General features: G+C 37.4%; 18 protein-coding genes. 14 read left to right on the forward strand and 4 right to left on the reverse strand.

The features are described 5' to 3' along the window. Positions 1-155 precede the first annotated feature (155 nt). Together E0E36_RS12175 and E0E36_RS12180 are read left to right on the forward strand one after the other, a co-directional pair. Positions 156-1,592, forward strand: coding sequence for a lipopolysaccharide biosynthesis protein (locus tag E0E36_RS12175; RefSeq protein ID WP_130856191.1), 1,437 nt, complete (start codon positions 156-158; stop codon positions 1,590-1,592). A gap of 20 nt (positions 1,593-1,612) precedes the next feature. Continuing rightward, positions 1,613-2,512, forward strand: coding sequence for a glycosyltransferase family 2 protein (locus tag E0E36_RS12180; RefSeq protein ID WP_130856192.1), 900 nt, complete (start codon positions 1,613-1,615; stop codon positions 2,510-2,512). Between the two features lie 50 nt (positions 2,513-2,562). On the opposite strand, the gene E0E36_RS12185 is transcribed toward E0E36_RS12180, so the two are convergent. The 3 genes from E0E36_RS12185 to E0E36_RS12195 form a co-directional block, all read right to left on the reverse strand. After that, positions 2,563-4,302, reverse strand: coding sequence for a phospho-sugar mutase (locus tag E0E36_RS12185; protein WP_130856193.1), 1,740 nt, complete (start codon positions 4,300-4,302; stop codon positions 2,563-2,565). A 98-nt stretch (positions 4,303-4,400) separates the two neighbouring features. Further along, positions 4,401-4,772 carry a helix-turn-helix domain-containing protein gene (locus E0E36_RS12190; protein ID WP_130856194.1) on the reverse strand — a complete coding sequence of 124 codons (372 nt, stop codon included), beginning with the start codon at positions 4,770-4,772 and terminating at the stop codon, positions 4,401-4,403. A gap of 72 nt (positions 4,773-4,844) precedes the next feature. After that, complete coding sequence (locus tag E0E36_RS12195) at positions 4,845-5,354, reverse strand: UpxY family transcription antiterminator (protein WP_130856195.1); 510 nt, start codon at positions 5,352-5,354, stop codon at positions 4,845-4,847. 384 nt (positions 5,355-5,738) lie between these two features. Between E0E36_RS12195 and E0E36_RS12200 the strand changes: the two genes are divergently transcribed. The 12 genes from E0E36_RS12200 to E0E36_RS12255 all read left to right on the forward strand — a co-directional run bounded on the left by E0E36_RS12200 (position 5,739) and on the right by E0E36_RS12255 (position 19,723). Next, complete coding sequence (locus E0E36_RS12200; protein WP_130856196.1) at positions 5,739-6,494, forward strand: GNAT family N-acetyltransferase; 756 nt, start codon at positions 5,739-5,741, stop codon at positions 6,492-6,494. Positions 6,495-6,792: 298 nt separating this feature from the next. Then, positions 6,793-7,686, forward strand: a complete 894-nt coding sequence (locus E0E36_RS12205; RefSeq protein WP_130856197.1) for a glycosyltransferase family 2 protein — start codon at positions 6,793-6,795, stop codon at positions 7,684-7,686. Between the two features lie 41 nt (positions 7,687-7,727). Next, on the forward strand, positions 7,728-8,807 hold the full coding sequence (locus E0E36_RS12210) for a DegT/DnrJ/EryC1/StrS family aminotransferase (RefSeq protein ID WP_130856198.1): 1,080 nt from the start codon (positions 7,728-7,730) through the stop codon (positions 8,805-8,807). Positions 8,808-8,847: 40 nt separating this feature from the next. After that, positions 8,848-9,993, forward strand: a complete 1,146-nt coding sequence (locus tag E0E36_RS12215) for a TDP-N-acetylfucosamine:lipid II N-acetylfucosaminyltransferase family protein (protein WP_130856199.1) — start codon at positions 8,848-8,850, stop codon at positions 9,991-9,993. Between the two features lie 22 nt (positions 9,994-10,015). Further along, the gene (locus E0E36_RS12220; RefSeq protein ID WP_130856200.1) at positions 10,016-10,816 is read left to right on the forward strand and encodes a polysaccharide biosynthesis/export family protein; all 801 of its coding nucleotides are present in this window, start codon (positions 10,016-10,018) and stop codon (positions 10,814-10,816) included. Between the two features lie 20 nt (positions 10,817-10,836). Beyond that, complete coding sequence (locus E0E36_RS12225; RefSeq protein ID WP_130856201.1) at positions 10,837-13,182, forward strand: GumC family protein; 2,346 nt, start codon at positions 10,837-10,839, stop codon at positions 13,180-13,182. Between the two features lie 3 nt (positions 13,183-13,185). Beyond that, the gene (locus tag E0E36_RS12230; RefSeq protein ID WP_130856202.1) at positions 13,186-14,499 is read left to right on the forward strand and encodes a hypothetical protein; all 1,314 of its coding nucleotides are present in this window, start codon (positions 13,186-13,188) and stop codon (positions 14,497-14,499) included. Then, on the forward strand, positions 14,486-15,496 hold the full coding sequence (locus E0E36_RS12235; RefSeq protein WP_130856203.1) for a glycosyl hydrolase 53 family protein: 1,011 nt from the start codon (positions 14,486-14,488) through the stop codon (positions 15,494-15,496). The genes E0E36_RS12230 and E0E36_RS12235 overlap by 14 nt, the downstream gene beginning before the upstream one ends. Before the next feature lie 27 nt (positions 15,497-15,523). Next, positions 15,524-16,591, forward strand: a complete 1,068-nt coding sequence (locus tag E0E36_RS12240) for a glycosyltransferase family 4 protein (RefSeq protein ID WP_130856204.1) — start codon at positions 15,524-15,526, stop codon at positions 16,589-16,591. Continuing rightward, the gene (locus tag E0E36_RS12245) at positions 16,579-17,127 is read left to right on the forward strand and encodes a serine O-acetyltransferase (RefSeq protein WP_130856205.1); all 549 of its coding nucleotides are present in this window, start codon (positions 16,579-16,581) and stop codon (positions 17,125-17,127) included. Before E0E36_RS12240 ends, E0E36_RS12245 begins: the two co-directional genes overlap by 13 nt. Positions 17,128-17,283: 156 nt before the next feature. Then, on the forward strand, positions 17,284-18,438 hold the full coding sequence (locus tag E0E36_RS12250) for a glycosyltransferase (protein ID WP_130856206.1): 1,155 nt from the start codon (positions 17,284-17,286) through the stop codon (positions 18,436-18,438). Between the two features lie 52 nt (positions 18,439-18,490). After that, the gene (locus E0E36_RS12255; RefSeq protein WP_130856207.1) at positions 18,491-19,723 is read left to right on the forward strand and encodes a glycosyltransferase family 4 protein; all 1,233 of its coding nucleotides are present in this window, start codon (positions 18,491-18,493) and stop codon (positions 19,721-19,723) included. A 91-nt stretch (positions 19,724-19,814) separates the two neighbouring features. Here the strand turns inward: E0E36_RS12255 and E0E36_RS12260 are convergent, their stop codons facing one another. After that, positions 19,815-20,849 carry a glycosyl hydrolase 53 family protein gene (locus tag E0E36_RS12260; RefSeq protein ID WP_130856208.1) on the reverse strand — a complete coding sequence of 345 codons (1,035 nt, stop codon included), beginning with the start codon at positions 20,847-20,849 and terminating at the stop codon, positions 19,815-19,817. Positions 20,850-20,908: the final 59 nt, after the last annotated feature.

Here is a 20,908-nt window from a genome sequence, read left to right on the forward strand (position 1 = left end):
AATGGTGCTAAAATTTCGAAGGTCTGTATAATTTACACACTTTTATATTCTCTCTAGATTGCTTTTCTCACAAATAGAACGTTCATTTCTCACCGTGCGTAATTCCGAATTTTACGCTTAGTTTTACCGCGGAAATAAAACAGAAATAAGAAGGAATGGACAGTTCGAAAAGTTTGGTGTTGAAAGGAATTTTTTGGAATGGCGCGCAACTGGTAATTAATCAATCTTTTGCATTTATAGTTAAACTAATATTAGCTAAATTGTTATTGCCAGAACAATTTGGGCTAATAGGCATGGCCGCGGTTTTCACCGGATTTGTACAAGTGCTTACCGATTTGGGGTTTGGTGCAGCCTTAATTCAGAGAAAAGAGGAGGACTTAAAGCCCGTGCATTTTCATACCGCATTTTGGACAGGATTGTTATGGTCAATCGCCTTGTTTCTTCTGATGAGTTTTGTGATCGCTCCGCTAGCTGTCGAGTTCTACCATGAAGAGCGGTTAAGGTTGTTGATTCCTGTGATCAGTTTAGGTATTCTTTTTACTCCCATCAACTTGGTTAATAAAGCTCAGCTATCTAAAAAGATGGAATTTAAAAAAATTGCCAGTATAGAAGGAGCCGCTAATATAGTGGCAGGCATTCTCTCTATTATTCTTGCATTTGCCGGAGCGGGGGTATGGTCATTAGCTTTCAATTCTTTTGCTATGGTAACTTTTGCTATCCCTTTTTACTTCAAAGCCACAAATTGGCGTCCGAAATTTCAATGGAATAGGCAGGCGTTTAAGGATGTGTTCGGATTTGGTGTGCTTGCGTCTGGCACGAATCTCGTGAACTACATTATCAACAATATTGATTACCTGCTAATTGGAAAATTTCTTTCAGCGGCATTGTTAGGCGCATATTCTTTCGCCTTTGTATTAACCGATTTGTTTAGAAGCCGCTTGATGGCGGTTATAAACAATGTAATGTACCCACTTTATGGTAAGAAGCAGTCGGAACCAGCAGCCATTAAAAAGTATTATCTAAAAGTAGTAAGCTACAATTGTATCATTGTATTTCCGGTCATGTTGTTGTTTTTTACCTTAGCAGAACCGTTTGTATTGAATTTTTTTGGTGAGAAGTGGCATGCCTCCATTATCCCTTTACAGATATTAGCTGCCTCAATTATGATTCAGATGCTAGTAAATAGCAATACTGTTTTGATACGAGCCTTAGGTCGGCCGGGCTTGGAAATGAGGCTTCAAATCATTAAGGCAGTCGTTTATATCCCGTCGCTTGCTTATGGTGTTTATGCTGGGGGGATTATTGGTGCTTCTTGGGCAGTATTTTTCAACAAAATATTTAATGTGATCGTTGCGCAGTATGCCTTTAGGTACCTGCTGGATCTGAAAATAAGCACATTGGAATTGTTAAGTGAGGTGAAAGCAGCTGTGATTGGTTCGTTAATAGCTTATGGAATCGGGTTTTTGTTACTCAATATAGCACATATGAATTTCGTTGCAGTGGCTATAGTCATGGTAGCCGTTTTTGCTGGCGTAATATATAAGATGGTAGGTCAGGAGTTAATGTTACATCTGAAACCTCAAAAGAAGTAAAATATATTCATGCTGATCAAATGAAAGAACTATCAATAACCTTTGTTTCTATTATAATTCCTACTTATAGGGATTGGCCGAGGCTTGCGTTATGTATCAGCCATCTGAAGAAGCAATCTTGGCCAACGTCAAACTTTGAAGTGATTGTTGTTAATAATGATCCAAATGATTTTGTACCATCCTCGATTATGAACGATTTACCGCAGAACTTCAGTATTATAAATGAACAAAAATCCGGGTCATATGCAGCACGTAATGCCGGCATTCAATTAGCAAAGGGCAATATCCTTGGATTTACGGATTCAGACTGTATACCTGATAAAGATTGGATAAGGAATGCGGTTACGCTATTTAATGCCAAAGCATGTGATCGAATTGGAGGTGCTATTGAAATCTTTTATGATAATGAAGAAAAACCGACGGATGCGGAACTTTACGAGAAGGTGTTCGCCTTTAAACAAGCCGAGACAGTAAATGCTAGTGGTGCTTGTGTAACGGGGAATATGTTCAGTTATCGTTATGTTTTCGATAAGATAGGACTTTTTAACGAGACGTTATTTTCAGGAGGCGATTATGAGTGGGCCCGGCGCGCGTCAGATGCGGGCTTTTCTATCATATATGGCGAAGATGTAAAGATATTTCACCCTGCGAGAAAGTCAATGCAGGAGTTGATAAAAAAAGCAAAAAGGGTTGGAGGAGGGACGGCTCATCAGTTACTTGGGGCAAAAGGCGCTGCTATTAGAGATTATCTGAATACTTTTGAACCCTCACGATATGCCTTGCATATGCTTAGACTTTACGGAGGAGAACTTTCCTTATGGCAAAGGCTGAAAGTATTTGGTTTACGTCTATATATAAAACATACAATGAACTTAGAAAAGATGAAAGTTGTATTTGGAAAGAAGGCGAATAGAGAATAAAGTATGCTGGGTTAATTTTTGAAATTTATCCAGCATACTACTTTATTATTCTACTTTAATAAAGTATTCATCATTTCCTCAATTTTACGGTCTAGCGCTTCGCTGACTTCTTGATAGTTTTCCAAGGTGTCCAATGGGAGTTTGGCGCTGCAATAAAACTTAATCTTTGGCTCAGTCCCAGATGGTCGAGCGGAAACAACACTTCCGTCTGATAACACAAACTGAAGTACGTCTGATTTTGGCAGCGCGAGGGAATCTTGTTTTTTTGTTATCAGATCAGTGCTTATCCCGTTTTCGTAGTCTTTTAATAAGGCGACGGTACTACCACCTAATACTCTTGGCGTCTCTGTTCGTAATTTTTGCATCATCAATTTAATCTCTTCTGCACCGCTTTGACCTTTTTTCGTTAAAGAAACGAGCTTCTCTTTATAGAAACCATGCTTTATATACAAGTCAACTAATGCCTCAAAGAGCGATTTCCCTTGATTTTTATAATAAGCGGTCATTTCGGCAATAAAAGCACACGATACGACAGCATCTTTATCTCTCACTAAATCACCAACAAGATAACCATAGCTTTCTTCTCCGCCTACAAGAAATTTCTCCTTATGCAGAAGTTTGGTCATCAATTCACCTATGTATTTAAATCCTGTTAGCACTTCATAGCACTGTACACCGTGGCTGAGAGAAATATCACTTATTAAATTCGTTGTAACAATCGTTTTGCAAGTGTAATCAGTTTGTGCTAGACTCCCTTCGTCTTTCTTGGAGCTTAAAACATAATCTACCAAAAGGGAGCCGATCTGATTTCCGTTCAATAGTTGAAAATCTCCTTTTAAATTTTTTACCGCAACGCCAACTCGATCGGCATCGGGATCCGTAGCTAAAAGTAAATCTGCATCTAGTCTAACGGCCTCTTGCAGGCCTATGGACATCGCTTCTTCCTCCTCAGGATTTGGATAAACAACGGTCGGAAAATTTCCGTCGGGAATTGCTTGCAATTCAACAGTGGACACATTTTTAAAGCCCCATTTGGCCAGCACTTTCGGAACCAGGGTGATTCCTGTTCCGTGGATAGGTGAGTAAACGATCTTAAGGTCCCCTTGTTTTGTGATAATATTTGGCCTTAATGATAAAGCAGCCAGTTTATTAATATAGAGGTGGTCTATTTCCTCATCAATCTTCCGAATAAGCTCTGACTTCCTTGCAAATTTTACGTCATCGATTGACAAAGCATTTACTTCCCCTATTACATTTTTGTCGTGAGGTGCTATCATTTGACCACCGTCACTCCAGTAAGCTTTATAGCCGTTATATTCTTTTGGATTATGTGAAGCCGTTATCATAACACCGCTTTGGCAGGCAAGCTCTCGGATGGCAAACGATAATTCGGGCGTAGGCCTTAATGCTGAAAAAAGGTATACCTGAATGTTGTTTGCTGAAAAAACATCAGCCACTGTCTGAGCAAATAAGGATGAAGAATTACGGCTATCGTAACTTACGACGACTTTTATTGCTTGATTTGGGTAAGTTTTCTGTAAATAGTTGGACAAGCCTTGTGTGGCTTTTCCAACCGTGTAAATGTTCATTCTATTTGTGCCCACGCCCATAACACCTCTGAGGCCTCCTGTGCCGAACGACAGATCTTTGTAGAAAGCATCGTTTAACTCTTCGATATTATTTTGGAGGATTAGGTCCTTGATAGCACTTTTTGTTTCTGTGTCATAATTGCCGTTCAGCCACTGCTGAACTTTTTTTTCGATGGATAATTCTAAGCCGTTAATTGTCATAGGTAAATCAATATGTATCTTAAAGCGGTATAACAGGTACGCACGAAATGCGAAACCCCGATATAAAAGTAACAAAAGCTCTTAAAAAACGAAAGCCGTTAAGATTTTTTCGGCTCTTGTTTTACTTGGTTAACCAGGAGACGATTATACTCCTCTAAAATTCTGATGTATTTGTCTTTCCAATAGCTGCTACTAATTTCGGGGCCAGTTTGTGAATCCTCCTCTGACGTTTTTGCTGGCGCTATTACTTTTTGAAATTCGTCTTCAGTGAACAATTCAGGGAATTCTTCTGAAAAATCATGTTTCAATGCGCAGCCAATGCGGAAAATGATTTCAGGTTTTAAATTTTTTTGGTTGAACCAATTGTATATAGATCTTCTATTTACATTTGTCAAACGCGCCAGTTCGCTTATACTGTAACCATTACGCCTGATAATTCTTTCAATAATATGGCCATAATGTTTGTCCATAGATGTCTGCATTAGGATTAGATTTGCTTGGGTTTATTTTCAAAAATACTCTGATGATTCTTTCATCGGTCGTTAAGCACGTAATAAGTTTTGCTGTGAAACGCTTACTTTAGCTATCAGTGCGCAATTAAATTGCTCTAAAACCATGACGACGGATTTTCCCTTCACCGTTATGACCTCTCCCTGCCAATCGGACAAAATACCTGCTCTTACTTTGATGCGATCCCCAGGATTTACTTGATCAAATGAAACGGTTTCTAACCCCTCGTAATTTTTGGCAACCAAGTTCTTTATCATGTCGATCTCTTCTGGCGTGAGTTTTGCAGGTTTGCCACAGTGATGTACAATATTAACGACACCCGCGGCTTGTTCAACACGGCTTTGTTCAAGAGCGCTAACCTGCGCAAATACATAAGATGAAAACAGTGGGATTTCTACTATTTTTTTTCTGTCTGCCCATTGTCTTTTTGTTTTAATCAGAGGACAGAAAGATTCAATTCCCTGTTGAAGTAGAAGTTGATTTACTTTTTTCTCCCATTTAGGCCGTGTGTAAATAGCGATCCATTGTCTTTGATTTCTCATTTTACTAGCTTTGTTATTTGTGCACTATGCTGTCTTTGTAATCACTACAAATGATCAAATTAAGAGTCAAATTTAGCCTCTTGTTGGCGTCTTTTGGTTGATTTTCATCCTTTTGTAGCATATTTTATGGCTATATGTGCACTTCAGCTCAAATGTTAACGGAATGCCACGGAATTGTGAGAAGAAGCTCCTTTTTTATGATCAAAGCAGCATGGATAACGCGATTTCCTTATAAATGTGTGAATTAATTCACATTCTTATCTACAGATTTCAAAAGAGGCGCTCTTATTTGGCAAAGGTGCGTTATACTTGCAGAATATTGAAGGATGGATACATCTGTTTTTCCCAACTACAACTAGAATAACTGTCAAAATTTTACCATGTATGTATGAGGTTCGGCGTTTAAAAAAGACCGATGTGCGATTAGCCAACGCAATATGCGAATCTTTGAAGTCTGCCTACGATCCTTATGTATCGAGATTCTTTGTTCATCAAGACGAGGGATATATCAGGTTTTTTCAGTCTATTCTTGATCATCCTGCTTATGCAACTTATTATGTATATGATCAGTTGTCTGACGAGTTATCTGGTTTTGCATGTTTTCAATTTTTAGAAGGAATTATTTTTTTAAAGCACATTGTTGTCGATAATCGGATGCGTGGAAGCAGAATAGGAACGAAGCTGCTGACCGATGCCATGGCAGATATTAAACAAACCCTACCCAAAGGCGATTACCTATTTCAACTTCATGTTTTCGAAAGGAACAGCAGGGCCTTAAGTTGGTACTTAAGCATAGGTATGGAACCTTTAGATTGTACGTACTGGTACGATTTAAGATCATTGACCGATATCAATAGCCCGCTAAATGGTATGAATAAACAGCTTTTCTCGACACAAAGGGATAATTTTGGGTTTGAACAAATCTACTATAACGAAAACTATATAGGTACCATACTGGCAAGAAGAACACTGATAGTGAAAAATGAAGACATGCTTAGCCAACATCCGGTTTTATGCGCTGCGCTGCGACATTTTAAACTTTCTTTTATAGGTTACATTAGTAGTGAGCCGCTCCAATATGAACTGGTAGATACGGCGTTATTAATGAGCAAGCCGGCAGACCTACTCGTTTTGGCTTAGCCATTCAAAACCGTGTATCTGTAGTTGATGTGTTAATTCGTGTTATTGTGTGAAACTATCTACACAATTTCGTTGATATGCGCTATTTGTTACCATAATAGCTCTGAAATAAGGATTTTATTGTTGATTTAGTAATCTTTGCAGTGGATTTATACGATATAAGTTTTGACGGATTTATATCAAGAAAAAATGACCACTGTAAGTGGAATGGCGAAGCTCTTTCTTTTTGTATAAATTGTTCTTTTGCTGAGTTTAATAATTTCTTAATCGAAAATTGAACGGTTCAAAGTTATCTGTAATGGTCAGTGTAATAATTCCCTGTTTTAATTGTGAGGGCTATCTATCAAGAGCCGTCGAAAGTGTGTTGAACCAAAAGTACAAGGATTGGGAAATCGTTTTTGTAAATAACAATTCAAGTGATGGCTCACAAAAAATAATCGAAAAGTATGTTAAGCAGTTTCCTGAAAGGATGTGCTCCGTGTATGAGTATAAAAAAGGTGCAGGCTTTGCTCGTAATACAGGCTTAAATTTGGCAAAAGGCGAATGGATTCAATTTTTAGATGCGGACGATGAAATTTTGCCAGACAAGCTTCTTGACCAGCTTGAGATAGGAGTGGATGCAGATGTGGTTATTGGGTCCTTCACCCGAGTTTACCGTACCAAGATGCGACCATGCAACTTTAAGGTTGTGTCAGGAGATAGTATTTGGAGGTCTTTATTTTTTTCACGAGCTGGGATAACTAGCGCAAACCTATACCGTAAACACTCATTACTCGCAATTGACGGATGGAATACTACTATCAGTTCCTCTCAGGAGTATGACTTGATGTTCCGGCTTCTCAAGAATAATGTCAGCATAAAAATGAGTGAAAAAATATGCGCAATAATCTATGAAGAACAAAACTCGGTCTCAAGGCCTTCCGATTTAAAAAAAAGACAGAAGATCGGTGAAAACTACGTCGAATTACGAGTAAGGATAGCGGAGCACTTGAATGCTATTGGGGGGTGGGACAAAAAATTGCGCAAAGATTTCGCAGTATCAATTTACAATATGTTATTGGGACTGAGAGGAGCTTCTGTATCAAGTGCCTCAACCAAGATGAGAAGCCTTAACCTTACGGTGCCAATTCAATATAAGGTGCCTTTAATTTTAAAGCATTATATCAAGCGATTTATCATCAGAAGTATTTAGTGTCATTCAAATAAAAACAAGGATCGAATAATTTCCAGCGTATGATTTATGTTACCCAACCGTTTATGCCTCCTCTTGACGACTATCTTGCTTATATTAAAGATATTTGGCAGAGGCATTGGCTTACTAACAATGGCCCTCTTGTGAATCATCTTGAACTTCGCTTAAAACAATACCTTGATGTTGACCATATGGTATTCGTAACAAATGGAACAACTGCGTTACAGATAGGGCTTAAAGCACTTGGAATGAAAGACGAAATCATTACCACGCCCTTCTCGTTTGTCGCAACAACTAGTTCACTAGTTTGGGAGCATTGTAAGCCGGTTTTTGTTGATATTGACCCTAAAACCTTAAATATAGATCATTCCTTAATTGAAGCGGCCATTACGGAGAAAACAACAGGTATAGTTGCAACTCATGTTTATGGTAATCCTTGTGAGATAGACGAAATACAAAGAATAGCGGATAAGTACAACTTGCGCGTTCTCTATGATGCTGCGCACTGTTTTGGGACGAAGTATAAAGGAAAGTCGATTTTTAGTTATGGAGATGCTAGCGCACTTAGCTTACATGCAACGAAAATTTTCCATACAATAGAAGGTGGCGCTATATTCACTAAATCCCCTCAACTGTTAAAGAAAATTGCTTATATGCGTAATTTCGGATTTAGTAACGTAGACGAAGTGTATGACATCGGAATCAACGGCAAAAACTCGGAATTTCATGCTGCCATGGGGCTAGCCAATCTTCCTTATATTGATGAGATTATGAATTATCGAAAAACGCTTTATAGCTATTACGATCAAAATTTAAGTACCTTAGAAGCAAAAAGAATCGAAATCAACAAGGACTCAGAATTCAACTACGCATACTATCCCCTAATTTTTGATTCGGAAGAAACATTAACAAAAAATGTTGCGGAATTAAATAATAACCGGATTTTCCCCAGGCGATATTTTTACCCTTCGTTAGCGAATCTGCCATATGTAGGGTCTTCAAACACACCAATCGCAAATGATATAGCCAAGAGGGTACTTTGCTTACCACTTTATCATGAACTCTCGTTGGAAGAAGTCAATTTTGTATGTCGTATTTTGTTAAGAGTACAGAATAATTAAAGAAATCGATGTATAAATATTTATGTGAAAAAGAAAAGATATGAATCTACATATACTTGATGACGAGAAGTTCTTTGACCCTTTTGTCCAGAAGCTTGAAGCATTGGGACTGTTAGGTAATAACATTTTTGTGGTAAAAGAATGTGGCTCGCTAAAATATATAAAGCGGCAAGACCTGATTTATTGCAGAATGTGTGATTCTCGGCGGATCGGTAATACAAGACATTATGCAAAGGTCTTCATTCACTGTTTTACGCGAGATCTATTCGAATGGGTATATGATAATGATTTTCAGGAGCTAAATTGGATTATTTGGGGAAAAGACCTTTACCTAACCGAAGACCTATTTGAAAAGCAAACGAAACATATTGTAAAGAAGATTAAAGATCGACGTTCTGCCATTGAACTTCGTTTGACTCGTGCTCGACACTTTTTTCTCAATATTGACTTAAGCAAAGTTTATACAAAGGTGGCGAACGTTTTAACTTGGATAAAACCTGAATATGACTATGCAGTAACCCATATTAAGGGGTTAAAAGCTAATCATTTGGATTTTGCTTACATGTTTGAGTACGATGCCGAATTTATCGTAAGCCAATTTTTGTATAATCGTAATTTTAAACACAAGAAAATTAGTGATTTTAAGATCGTTCTTGGCAATTCGGGTGTTGCTTCCAATAATCATTTAGACGCGTTGGAAGAGTTAAGACAGCTCGGATTTGAAGAAATAGTTATTCCGTTAAGTTATGGTAACGAGAAATATATTAAGATCTTACAAAAAGAAATTGAAAGGAAGCCGTTATTAACAAAAATAACCTACCTTACTCAGTTTTTAACGCTACACGAGTATCTAACCGCTTTTTATAAGTCTGATATATTTGTTAGCAATTCGATTCGACCGCTTGGTATGGGCAACATTTGGATTGCACTTCTTTTGGGTAAGCTTGTTTTCATGAACCCAAAAAATCTTGTGTTCGATTTTTTAAAATCAATGGGACTTCAAGTCTTCGCTATTGGGGAGCTAGAAAGCGTAGAAGATATTGCGCAAACTATAGACGTAAAGGCCAATGTGGACATTGCTATCGATTTTTTATCGACAGCACGAATAGACGCAATGTATAGAAACCTTTTTAGTGCAACTGTAAGAAACACCTCAGAGCTACACCTATGTACATCTACATTATAAATAAATATACCAAATTAAGACTATGAAAACTAAATGCAAAAAGCCTTTGATGATTTTCGTAATGGCAATAATCGCGATTACCTCCGCTTGTACTAGTTCTAGAAAGTTGAAATACTTTCAGGATCTGCCCGAGGTAAAATCGGGAACAGAGTTCGCGATGATCAAATTTGAAGAGGTGAAGATCAAGCCAGATGATATTTTGAATATCCGTGTAAATACAGTAGATCAGGAAGCATCGGAAGCTATTAATAGTGGAAATACGTCAGTACCTGGAAATATTGTAGGAATTGGAACGAGTGTTAACAGTCAAATGGTCTTAGGGTACCTTGTTGGTCAAGATGGAACTGTTGAAATTCCTATTCTAGGCAAGATTGATCTTGCTGGTAGTACGCTTCTGCAAGCGAAGGAAAAAATCCGTGAAATCGCTTCTCAGTATTTTAAGGGCGCTACCGTTAGCCTGAGATTCTCTAATTTTAGGGTTTCTGTATTAGGTGAGGTTGGACGTCCTGGTACCTTTATCATTCCGAATCAACGTGTCTCGGTATTGGACGCTATCGCTTTTGCCGGTGATTTATCAGTGTATGGCCGCCGTTCCAATGTGCTTGTTGTGAGGAAAGATGATGAAGGAAAGGCAGTCGCGGTAAAGATGGATTTAACTTCTAAAGATGTTTTTAATTCACCATACTTCTATTTGAGGCAGAACGATATTGTATATGTTGAACCATCAAAAGCCAAGCTATTAAACGCAGACACTTCTCTTGTTAGATATTTAAGCTTATTAGCATCATTAGTATCGGTGGGTATACTGGTGTTTAGAAATTAATCTCCGTAAAAATTAGGATTATGAAAATGCAAGTAGATAGAGACAACGATAAAAAAATGTCAAGGTTTTTTAAACGCATGGCCAGCTTCTGGTACGTTTATCTTTTAGGAGTTTGTTTCTTTGTTTTGTTGGCATTCGCTTACTTGAAATATTCAACACCTCAATATTTGGTGTCCGGGGTTTTAATGTTAAAGGATCAAAAGAGTATGACGGAGAGTAAAGCTGTAACATCATTTGCAAATGATAACGGACTTTCTTTTCTGCTCAAGCCGACAGAGAACGTAATGAATGAAATGAAGGTGTTGTCTTCTAGAAGTTTAGCACTTGAGGTTGTAAAGGAATTAAATTTGAATATTAAAACGGGAATAAAAAACGGTCCTACATTTAAGGAACTTTTTGATAAAACTCCATTCAATGTATCTGTCAGCAAAATTATTGTCGATTCCGTTAAAGAACGAAACTTTGAAGTCGAAGTTTTGGAAGGTGAGAAGCTCCGTATTATAAGCGAAGATGAAAATTTTAACAAGGTAATTGCGGTCAATAATATCCTTAATACAAAACAATACAATATTGGCATTTCGAAGAAAGAATCGGCGGAATTGCGGATTGGAGAAAAGTATTGGATAAACATTATCTCGGAAAATGCGGCAGCCAACTCATTACTAAATAGTTTTAGTGTAGAGCTAACCGATAAAACTGCTACAACAGCCAACTTACAATTATTCTATCCTGATCCGAAACGGGGCGAGTTGATCCTTCAAACTATAATGAGTAGGTATATAAGTGATAATAAAGATAAAAAAATTAGGTTAGCGGATAGTATGTTGGTGTTTATTGACGACCGATTGAACTTGGTAGCATCTGAATTGACTGATGTCGAAAAGGAGTTGGAAGGATTTAGAAGCAGCAACCGAATTACCGACTTATCTGAGCAATCAAAAATGCTAGTTGGCAACGCGAATGAATATTATAACAGGTTGAAAGACCAGCAGGCTCAATTGAAAGTGATACGTCAACTAGAAGCTTACGTGCAAAATCCTTCGAATAGCCATATACCTAGTTCTACAGTAATCCAAAATGCTGCTTTTAATTCTTCTTTGAACCAGTATAATGTATTGTTGCAAGAATATGAAAAGAAGAAATTATCATATACAGATTCGAACCCCGTAATCATCAACCTTACACAACAGATCAAATCAGAAAGAAATAATCTACTTCAGAACATAGCGTCTTACAAAAAGGAATTGCAAGTGACAAATGAAGAGTTGGGACGGGTAAATAGCGGGTTTAATAGCCAAATAAGCCAAGTTCCAGCCAAGGAAAGGCAGTTTGTTAACTACAGTCGTCAGCAGGAACTTAAACAACAACTCTATGTATATCTATTACAGAAGCGTGAAGAAGCTAATATTGCAAAATCATCTAACGCGGAGCTCGCCAACATAGTTGATGATGCAAAAAGCAGCGAAGGCCCTGTAAAACCCATGCCTTCTGTCATCTATTTAATGGCAACTATGATGGGGCTGATTGTGCCTTTTGGCTTTCTAAATTTGAGAGAATTAACACGTACAAAAATCCAATCTGAATTTGATTTTGAGCGGTATAGTGATGTTGAAATTATCGGAAAGATTGGACATAGTGCTTCCGAACAACAACATGTGGTGGGATCAGGAGCTAGAAACTCAGCACTCTCAGAAGGGTTTAGGAGCTTGCGAGCCAACCTGTACTACGCCTTGCAGTCTAAGCAGTCCAAAACTATAATGGTCACTTCTACTATCAAGGGAGAGGGCAAAAGCTTTATGTCTCTCAATCTAGGTCTTTCTCTTTCATTAACTGGGAAAAGGGTGGTTTTTGTTGAACTTGACTTGCGACAACCTAAGTTGGCAGCGATGATGGGTATTAACGAGCCTGTAGCGGGATTTTCGGAAGTAATTTCAGGCCGTTTAGAGGTGGAAGATTGTATTGTGCAAAGTCCACTTAGCCCGTCATGTTTTCTGTTAAGCGCTGGCATTTCAATCGAGAACCCTGCGGAACTAATTCTTGATGAAAAGGTTGAAGCTTTGTTCGACAAGTTAAAGCATCGATTCGATTACGTCGTTGTTGATTCACCTCCAGTTGGGTTAGTGTCAGATGCTTTTATAATCCAACAATATGTTGAGATGACGGCCTATGTGTGCCGGCATAATTATACTAAAAAAGATCAGTTCGATTTTATTAATGAATTAAATAAAAAGAATCGGCTCAAAAATATGTATTTGATAGTTAATGATATTAATGTAAACAGCTCAGCGTACTATAGCTATGGATATGGATATGGTTACGAAGATACGTTAGAGAGAAAGAACTGGAGAAAACGATTGAAGCTTTAAAGTATGAAAAATGAAAATTTTCCTTTAGAACTTAGTTCTTATGAAGGAGTGGTAAATGAAACATACGGTGTGATGCCATTTTACAGAAGTAGTATCAATTTTGCCGTTTTGTTCTTTCCAATAACATCATTTTTACTTATCCCCTCTGTACAAGGCACAACCATCATAAGTGTACTTATAGCGATTCTTTTTGGGGTTGTATGTGCGTTTCCTGCAGGGAATCAAAAAAAAATGGTCTTAAGAGATTTAAGCGTTTTCTTTTTGATTTATATCTGCTTTAGTATAATCTCTCAATTTCTTAATCTGATCTATGAGTTAAAATTAGATGAGCGAATCGTGCTAATAAATCAGGGTATGTTTTTGGATTACTTTTATCGACCTTCCCATTTGACACAATCTCTCTATTTAATGATCTCAGTTATAATTTATTTGCTGGTTAAATATTACGCCGATCATTCCATTATAGATTATATTTATTGGGCCTTACGTATTTTATGCTTTTACGCGATTTATGAAGTGATCTTTTATATGATAACGGGTAGCCCTGGAGATTTCGTGACCAATAGAAAGTTTGGAGAAACCTCTGCATCTTTGTTTCAAACAACTACTATTGCTGGTATGAGATTTCAGAGGATGAAAGGATATACAGGCGAACCATCAATGTTCACCTTTACTATACAACCTTTTTGGGTGCTAAGTTACGCCTTACGGAGAAAGTTTGATTCTGTGTTATTACTTGTTTGTTTAATTTTTACTTTTTCTACTACCGCATACTTTTCAATCATTGTTTTTTTTATTGCTTGGTTCGTTTACAGAAAACGCTACAAACAAATTTTTTACGTAATGATTGTCGTACTCGCGGTGTTGGCAATACTACAACTGGACGCATTTCGCAGTACATTTGATGCACTTTACGACAGCGTGTTTGGGAATAAGCTCAGCGGCGATAGTAGTTCGTCGCAAGATAGGGGTGGTAAGTTCTCTTATCATCTTGCTTACTGGACCGGGTTACATTTTCCACATAAACTCTTTGGAATAGGATTTGGATATATTCGATCAACGGACTTTATTACAACGATACTTGTAAATAATGGTATCATAGGCTTCCTGGTGTTTTCCTTCTTTATATTGAAGCATACGCGTATTTTTATTCTTCAGCGGGATGTGGCTTTTTGTTATAGTATAGGGCTGTTAATTCTCTATTTTAATTTGATGGCAACGGTCCCTGAGTTTATGTACCCTTCTTTTTGGATTTTTCTAGCGCTAGGCTATATATTGAAAGTTTATTATAAAAACAAATCGGATGCTGTATTTTGAGAAACTCCTTGGGCTTATATTTCTGATATTCTTTTTATCATCGAGTAACCGTGTTAACGGGCAGACAAAGGAAAACAGAGTATTTATTTGGGGAATAAATGGGCATCCTTTTACGCAACAGGCATATAACAAACGTACCTGGGCAGAACAACTTTCATTTTTGAAAGATCTGAAGGTGGATTATTACCGGATTGATGTGCCTTTAGCGAATACAGGGCGATCGAAAAACGAAGCCGCATTTTACGCATTTGTAAGACAACTAAAGTCCATCAATGTGAAACCGATGCCAGCCGTTTTTCCAAGGATTGATACTACTGTAATTGACTCATTGAACACCTATAATTTGTATTATGAACAAGGGAAAACATTTGCAAAAGAATATGGAGACCTAATAGATGTTGTGGAAGTAGGAAACGAGTGGGAAACAAAATTGATAAAAAGCAGAAAGCTTGATGGAACAAGAGCCTCTCACTATGACCTAGTAAAGGCGAAGAAGCGGATGTGGTTGCTGCAAGGGTTTATTAACGGTATGAAGACAGTTAAATCATCTTTACGTGTAAGTATCTCTTTGGGTTGGACGCATTGGTATTATCTAGAGTTGTTAGAAAAGCATCATGTCAACTACGATATTATTGGGTATCACTGGTATTCAGACATGGGGGATATTACAAATGCTAGAAAGCCTTACGGTGATTTTTTGCCGACGCTTAAAGAAAAATATAGAAAGGAAATTTGGGTTACTGAGTTTAATACTCATGCGGGAACAGTAAAGCATTCGTTTGCGTCTCAAAAAGACTATATAGCGAAAAGTATAGAGCGAATTTTGAAGCATAAAGTAATTAGTGGTTTATTTATTTATGAGTTATTCGATCAACCTGCGCTAAAGCCAAGATATCCAGATGAACCGAATTATGGTTTGATATACATGGAAGGAAATCAACGTCGTTTAAAACCTGCTTATTTAATTTTTAGACAATTTATAGCTTCGACGAAATAATAACTAATTTTATTTCTCTCATAATTCATGACAATATATATTAATGGTAAATACCTTACACAGCGACTTACGGGTGTGCAGCGCTACGCTTTTGAGATTACAAAAGCGTTAGTATCACTAGAGGTAGATGTTAAAGTAATTATTCCCTCTTTCTTGGAAACTACTGAAATTGATCTGCCGGGGCATGTATTGTTACCTCTAGACGGATGTAAAAGCATAATACTTTGGGAACAGCTAACTATTGCACGGTTTTTAAAAAACAAAAATGACTATATTTTATTGAACCTTTGTAATATAGGCACTCTTTTTAACAAAAATCAAGTGCTTTGTATTCACGACATGACATATAGGGTAGATCCTAAATGGTTTAGTTGGGCGTTTAGCAAATATTATCAATTTATGATACCAAAACTGGTAAGGATAGCAAGGGAGATTGTAACCGTTAGTGAATTTTCCAAAAAGGAAATAGCCGATCACCTTGATGTGAGTAAGGATCGTATTACAGTAATTTATAATGCACCATCGAATGATTTTGTATATAGCAGTGTCGAAAATATAGTATGTAACAAAGAAGACTTCTTTTTGTTTGTAGGGTCTATGCATCCCAGGAAGAATATAAATCTATTAATTAAATTATTTTCTTTGGAAGAGTTCAGAAATCAGAGACTGGTCGTTGTTGGAGCTAAATCGAAAGAGTTTGCAGAAGTGGATTTCGATTTGCCTACAAATGTTGAGGTATTTGATAAATGCAATGATAGTCAGTTAGCAAGTTTATACCTTCGAGCAAAGGCACTATTGAATCCGTCGATATATGAGGGTTTTGGAATACCGATAGTCGAAGCAATGGCTAGCGGATGTCCTTTGATAATATCTGATATACAAGTTTTTAAAGAAATAGCTGGGGATGGTGCTATTTATTTTAATCCAAACTCTTTAATGAGTTTAAAAAATGCTTTTAATACTTTTTTAAGTAAATCTCAAGAAGAGGTAACCCATATTATTCAATCTAATTTTACACGTAGTAAAGAGTTTACTTGGGAGCGTTCGGCAAAAAAATTATTGGATCTTATAAATAAATCGCAATGGGTTGGATAAAAGAGACAGGACGAGATCTTCGACAGCTGAAAAAAGTTTATGAAATCAATTATTTGCTGGCAGTGTTAGCGAATCGTGGCTTTCACGCACTTTTTGTATATAGATTAAGCAACTGGTTGTATAAAATAAAGATCCCATTACTACCTTTAATATTAACAAGATGCATCCAAATACTTTATGGTATAGATATCGATTACCGATCGTCCATCAGCGGCGGGATTGTGATCATACATGGAGTGGGGTTAGTAATCGGAGAAGGAGTTGTTATTGAGGAGGGCGTGACCCTGTACCATGGGGTTACCTTAGGTAGAAAGAGACAAGGAAAGGTAGTGCCAAATGATGATGGGTTTCCCTCCGTTGAAGCAAACAGTGTAATAGGTGCCGGTGCCAAGTTAATCGGTCCGATAAAAATCGGTAGAGGGAGTTTGGTTGGGCCAAATTGTGTCCTTACTCAAAGTATTGATGCAGAAACTCTGGTGAAAATAAGTCAACAAAGTTATATATTAAAAAATATTCGATCAACTTCAACTAGTTAAGGGTCAAGAAATAAAGTCGACAATCCTATTTGAATAAGGAAAACTTTGATGTTTTAATATCATCACAACTATTACCCTAGTCATTAGTTCGCTTAAATCTTGAATCTTTATAAAGAAGATTTTTAGTCAAATTACAGACCGCAAACATTACTATATATGAAATTAGCAATTGTTCAAGACGATATTGTTCGAAGAGGGGGGGCCGAGCAGGTAGCCTTAAGTTTTCATCAGGCTTTTCCAGATGCACCGGTTTATACACTTGCATATGATCCTCACGCTACATATGAAGAATTTAAACAAGTGAACATTAAAACAAGTTGGTTTGGTAAGCTTGTGAGAAATGAGGACACGATGAAAAAGCTCTTTTTCCCTTTTGGAGTTTGGGCAATGAGACAGTTAGATCTAACTGCCTATGATGTTATACTTCAATCTACGACACATTGCGCTAAGTATATCAAAACAAGAAGTGATGCATTGATCATTACGTACTGCCATACGCCATTTCGCTTAGTTTGGCGATCAGAAACCTACGAGCAGGTGAGAAATGCGTCGTTCTTAAAGAGAATAGCGTTTCAATATGTTATTAATCGTTTGCGAAAAATTGATTTAAAATCTGCGAGAAGGACTGATTGGTTTGTTACAAACTCTAGCGAAGTTGTACCCAGAATTGAACAGGCTTATCATCCTAAGCAACCAATTAGCGTTATTAATCCATCAGTTAAATGCAAAAATTTTTATGTGGATGAAAATCCTGAAGATTATTTTTTGGTTGTCTCCCGATTTGAGCCTTATAAAAAGGTTGACTTAGTGATTGAGGCATTTAATCAAATGCCTGATAAAAAGCTATTGATAGTGGGAAAAGGAACAAAGGAAAATGAATTACGCTCTATGGCAGGACCTAATATTCAATTTCTTAAATCACTAAGCGCTGATGCATTAGCAACGGTTTTTGCGAGATGCAAAGCACTGATATTTCCGCAGCTTGAAGATTATGGTATAACACCTCTTGAAGCAAGTGCTTCAGGCAGACCTGTAATTGCTTATGGTAGTGGGGGCGTACTCGATACTATGATACCGGTTAGTGATATTTCAAGCGCTGAGAGATCGACGGCTCTATTTTTCAACACACAAACAACCGAAGCGATTATACATGCCGTGAGTATATTTGACAACTTTGCTTTTAATTCGGCCTTTATCAGGAAACATGCTGAATCATTTGATGAAGAACAATTTGTAATGAAGATAAAAAAGTTTGTAATTGAAAAGCATAAAGAGCATTGCGAAGCTAAGGTATTCGACTTTGTGAATTAATTCAAAGAGCTCGAGGTGATTATATATTTAGCGTAAAATTAATATAAAAGTTGTGAGAATACTTTTGGTGAATACGTTTTATTATCCGAAGCTCATTGGAGGAGCTGAGGTTTCAGTTCAGTTACTTGCTGAGGGGTTGAAAGAACAGAAGCACGAGGTATTTGTAATAACACTGGGTGCTAAGGATGAAGTGGTGAAATTAAATGGTGTGGTTATAATACGGTTGAAAGAGAGAAATATTTTCTCCCCCTATTCAGGTATAAAGAGAAATCTCATTCAAAAAATAATCTGGTTCTTTATTGACTCGGGAAACCCTTTTTATAATTCCAAATTGGGGAAAATTTTAAAAAGAATTAAGCCAGATATCATTCACACAAATAATATTCAAGGCTTTTCGCCGCATATTTGGAAAACGTTTAAGAATATGGGATTTCCTGTCGTTCATACGATGCGTGACTACTATCTGCTCTGCCACCGCTGTAATATGCACAACAAGCTAGCAAATTGCGAAACATTATGTACGCCTTGCGCTTTTACCCATTATATCAAAAAGAGATATATGGATTATCCGGATGTATTTGTGGGAATATCCAAATTTATTGTCAATAAACACCGAATTTTTGGTGATTTCTCGAAAATGAAACATGCTAAAGTGGTATACAACGCTGTTGATATGCCAAAATCGACCCTTATAAAGGCTGCAAACGAGAAGGTCGTTTTTGGATTTATGGGTAGAATAGCGGAAGATAAGGGGGTCAGTTACCTGGTTGAACAATTACGAATCGTACATGCTAAGTTCCCAGATAGCTTTTCTTTGGTGTTAGCAGGGAAAGGGGATGATCTTTATCTGAACATTATTAAAGAAAAGCTTGACGGTATAATCTGTCATTTTGTTGGCGTAGTAAGTCCTACGGAATTTTACAAGCAAATAGATGTATCCATCGTGCCATCAATTTGGGAGGAGCCCTTTGGTAGGGTTGCGATTGAATCTTTAGCTCATAGCGTGCCAGTTTGTATGTCAAGTAAAGGAGGGTTGCCCGAAATCTTTAACGGCGAATGCGCATGGCTTTTCAATCCCGAAAATGACGAGTTATCGGAAATTTTATTAGAAATAATAGACAATAGGGAGTTGATAGAACAGAAAGGCAAGCTCTCGAAAAAACATGTTGTTCGATTTAACAATGAAAATAATATCACAAACTATCTGCGTCTATATAGTCAAGTAACCAATAAAGAGGATTTACTTCATAAGGATAATCATGATGATATGCACCTTATAGTCTAGCATTTTCCTATGGTGTAAAAAAATAGAGGCCCCTTTTAGAGAGCCTCTACTTAGCAGTGATCAACAGTCTTAAATACTAATAAAAAAATGGCTATCTAGCGAAAGATTTCGCACGGTACTCGGTATATTGTTTAGCCCATTTAAAAATGCCGTAATTAGCTTCCAGTCCGGTCCCTTTTTGTGGTTCGTCGAATAATTGGTAAATGATGGCAGCGCGGACTTGCGGATTATTCCTGCATTTAGCAATGAATGGATCGAGAAAAGCTTTCTGCTCAGCTTCTGAGCGAGTGCCGGTTTTGTTCCGGACACCGACTTCTAGGAACCATATCGGTTTATTAAACTTAGACGATAAAAATTGTGTAATGTCACTGATGTTATGGTTTTTTAAAGCTAAGGACTCCATTTCATCGTACCAATGATATCCAACAATGTCAAATTTAACTCCATGGCGTTCGAGCATGAGAAGGTACTGATAGTGCATCCAGTTGGCGTTAATTATGGTTTTCGCATTTGGATCTTTGGATTTGATACCATCGTTCATCCCTTTTAAATAAGCGGCGACTACTTTGAACTTTTTTTGATCATAATGCGATACTGACGCTCCAGAGAGTGACCCCGATAGAAGGCACCTTAATTCCATTTCGTTTCCGATATTATAATAGGTGAAATCATTCCCATATCGACGGGCAAAACGATCGCCAAGAACACGTCCTCGTTCGTAGGATTGACGCTCAGAGAGATTTATGTCAAAATCTCTTGGATAAAGCATAGGTAGTAACGTAACTCCCGCAGCGTCAGCGGCTTCTTTAAGCGGTTTATACAAATGAGGTACTGTTATATAGCCGTTATCTAATTGAGATTGCACATCAATTCGATAAATGTTCATGCCCATACCTTTTAACAGATTAATTTGAGTTTTCGCGGGTACACTTGTGTAGGGTTTGGTGCCCAGGGGATGACCGTTTACTCCGTAAAAAAAAGTTGACGAACTTTTCCCCGATGTGGACATAGTAGCTGAAGGACCTTCAGTTAGTTGCGTTTCTTCTATTAAATCTTGTTTTGAACATGCGGCAGCCAGTAACAGCGCACTTGCGGTTGAGAAAATAAAAAAGAATTTTTTTTTCATTTAAGTGTTGAATTGTGTAATAATAACGAAACTGAGGCAAAAGAAAACACAACGGTTGG

The sequence above is a fragment of the Olivibacter jilunii genome (genome assembly GCF_900607235.1).
Taxonomy (GTDB): domain Bacteria; phylum Bacteroidota; class Bacteroidia; order Sphingobacteriales; family Sphingobacteriaceae; genus Olivibacter; species Olivibacter oleidegradans.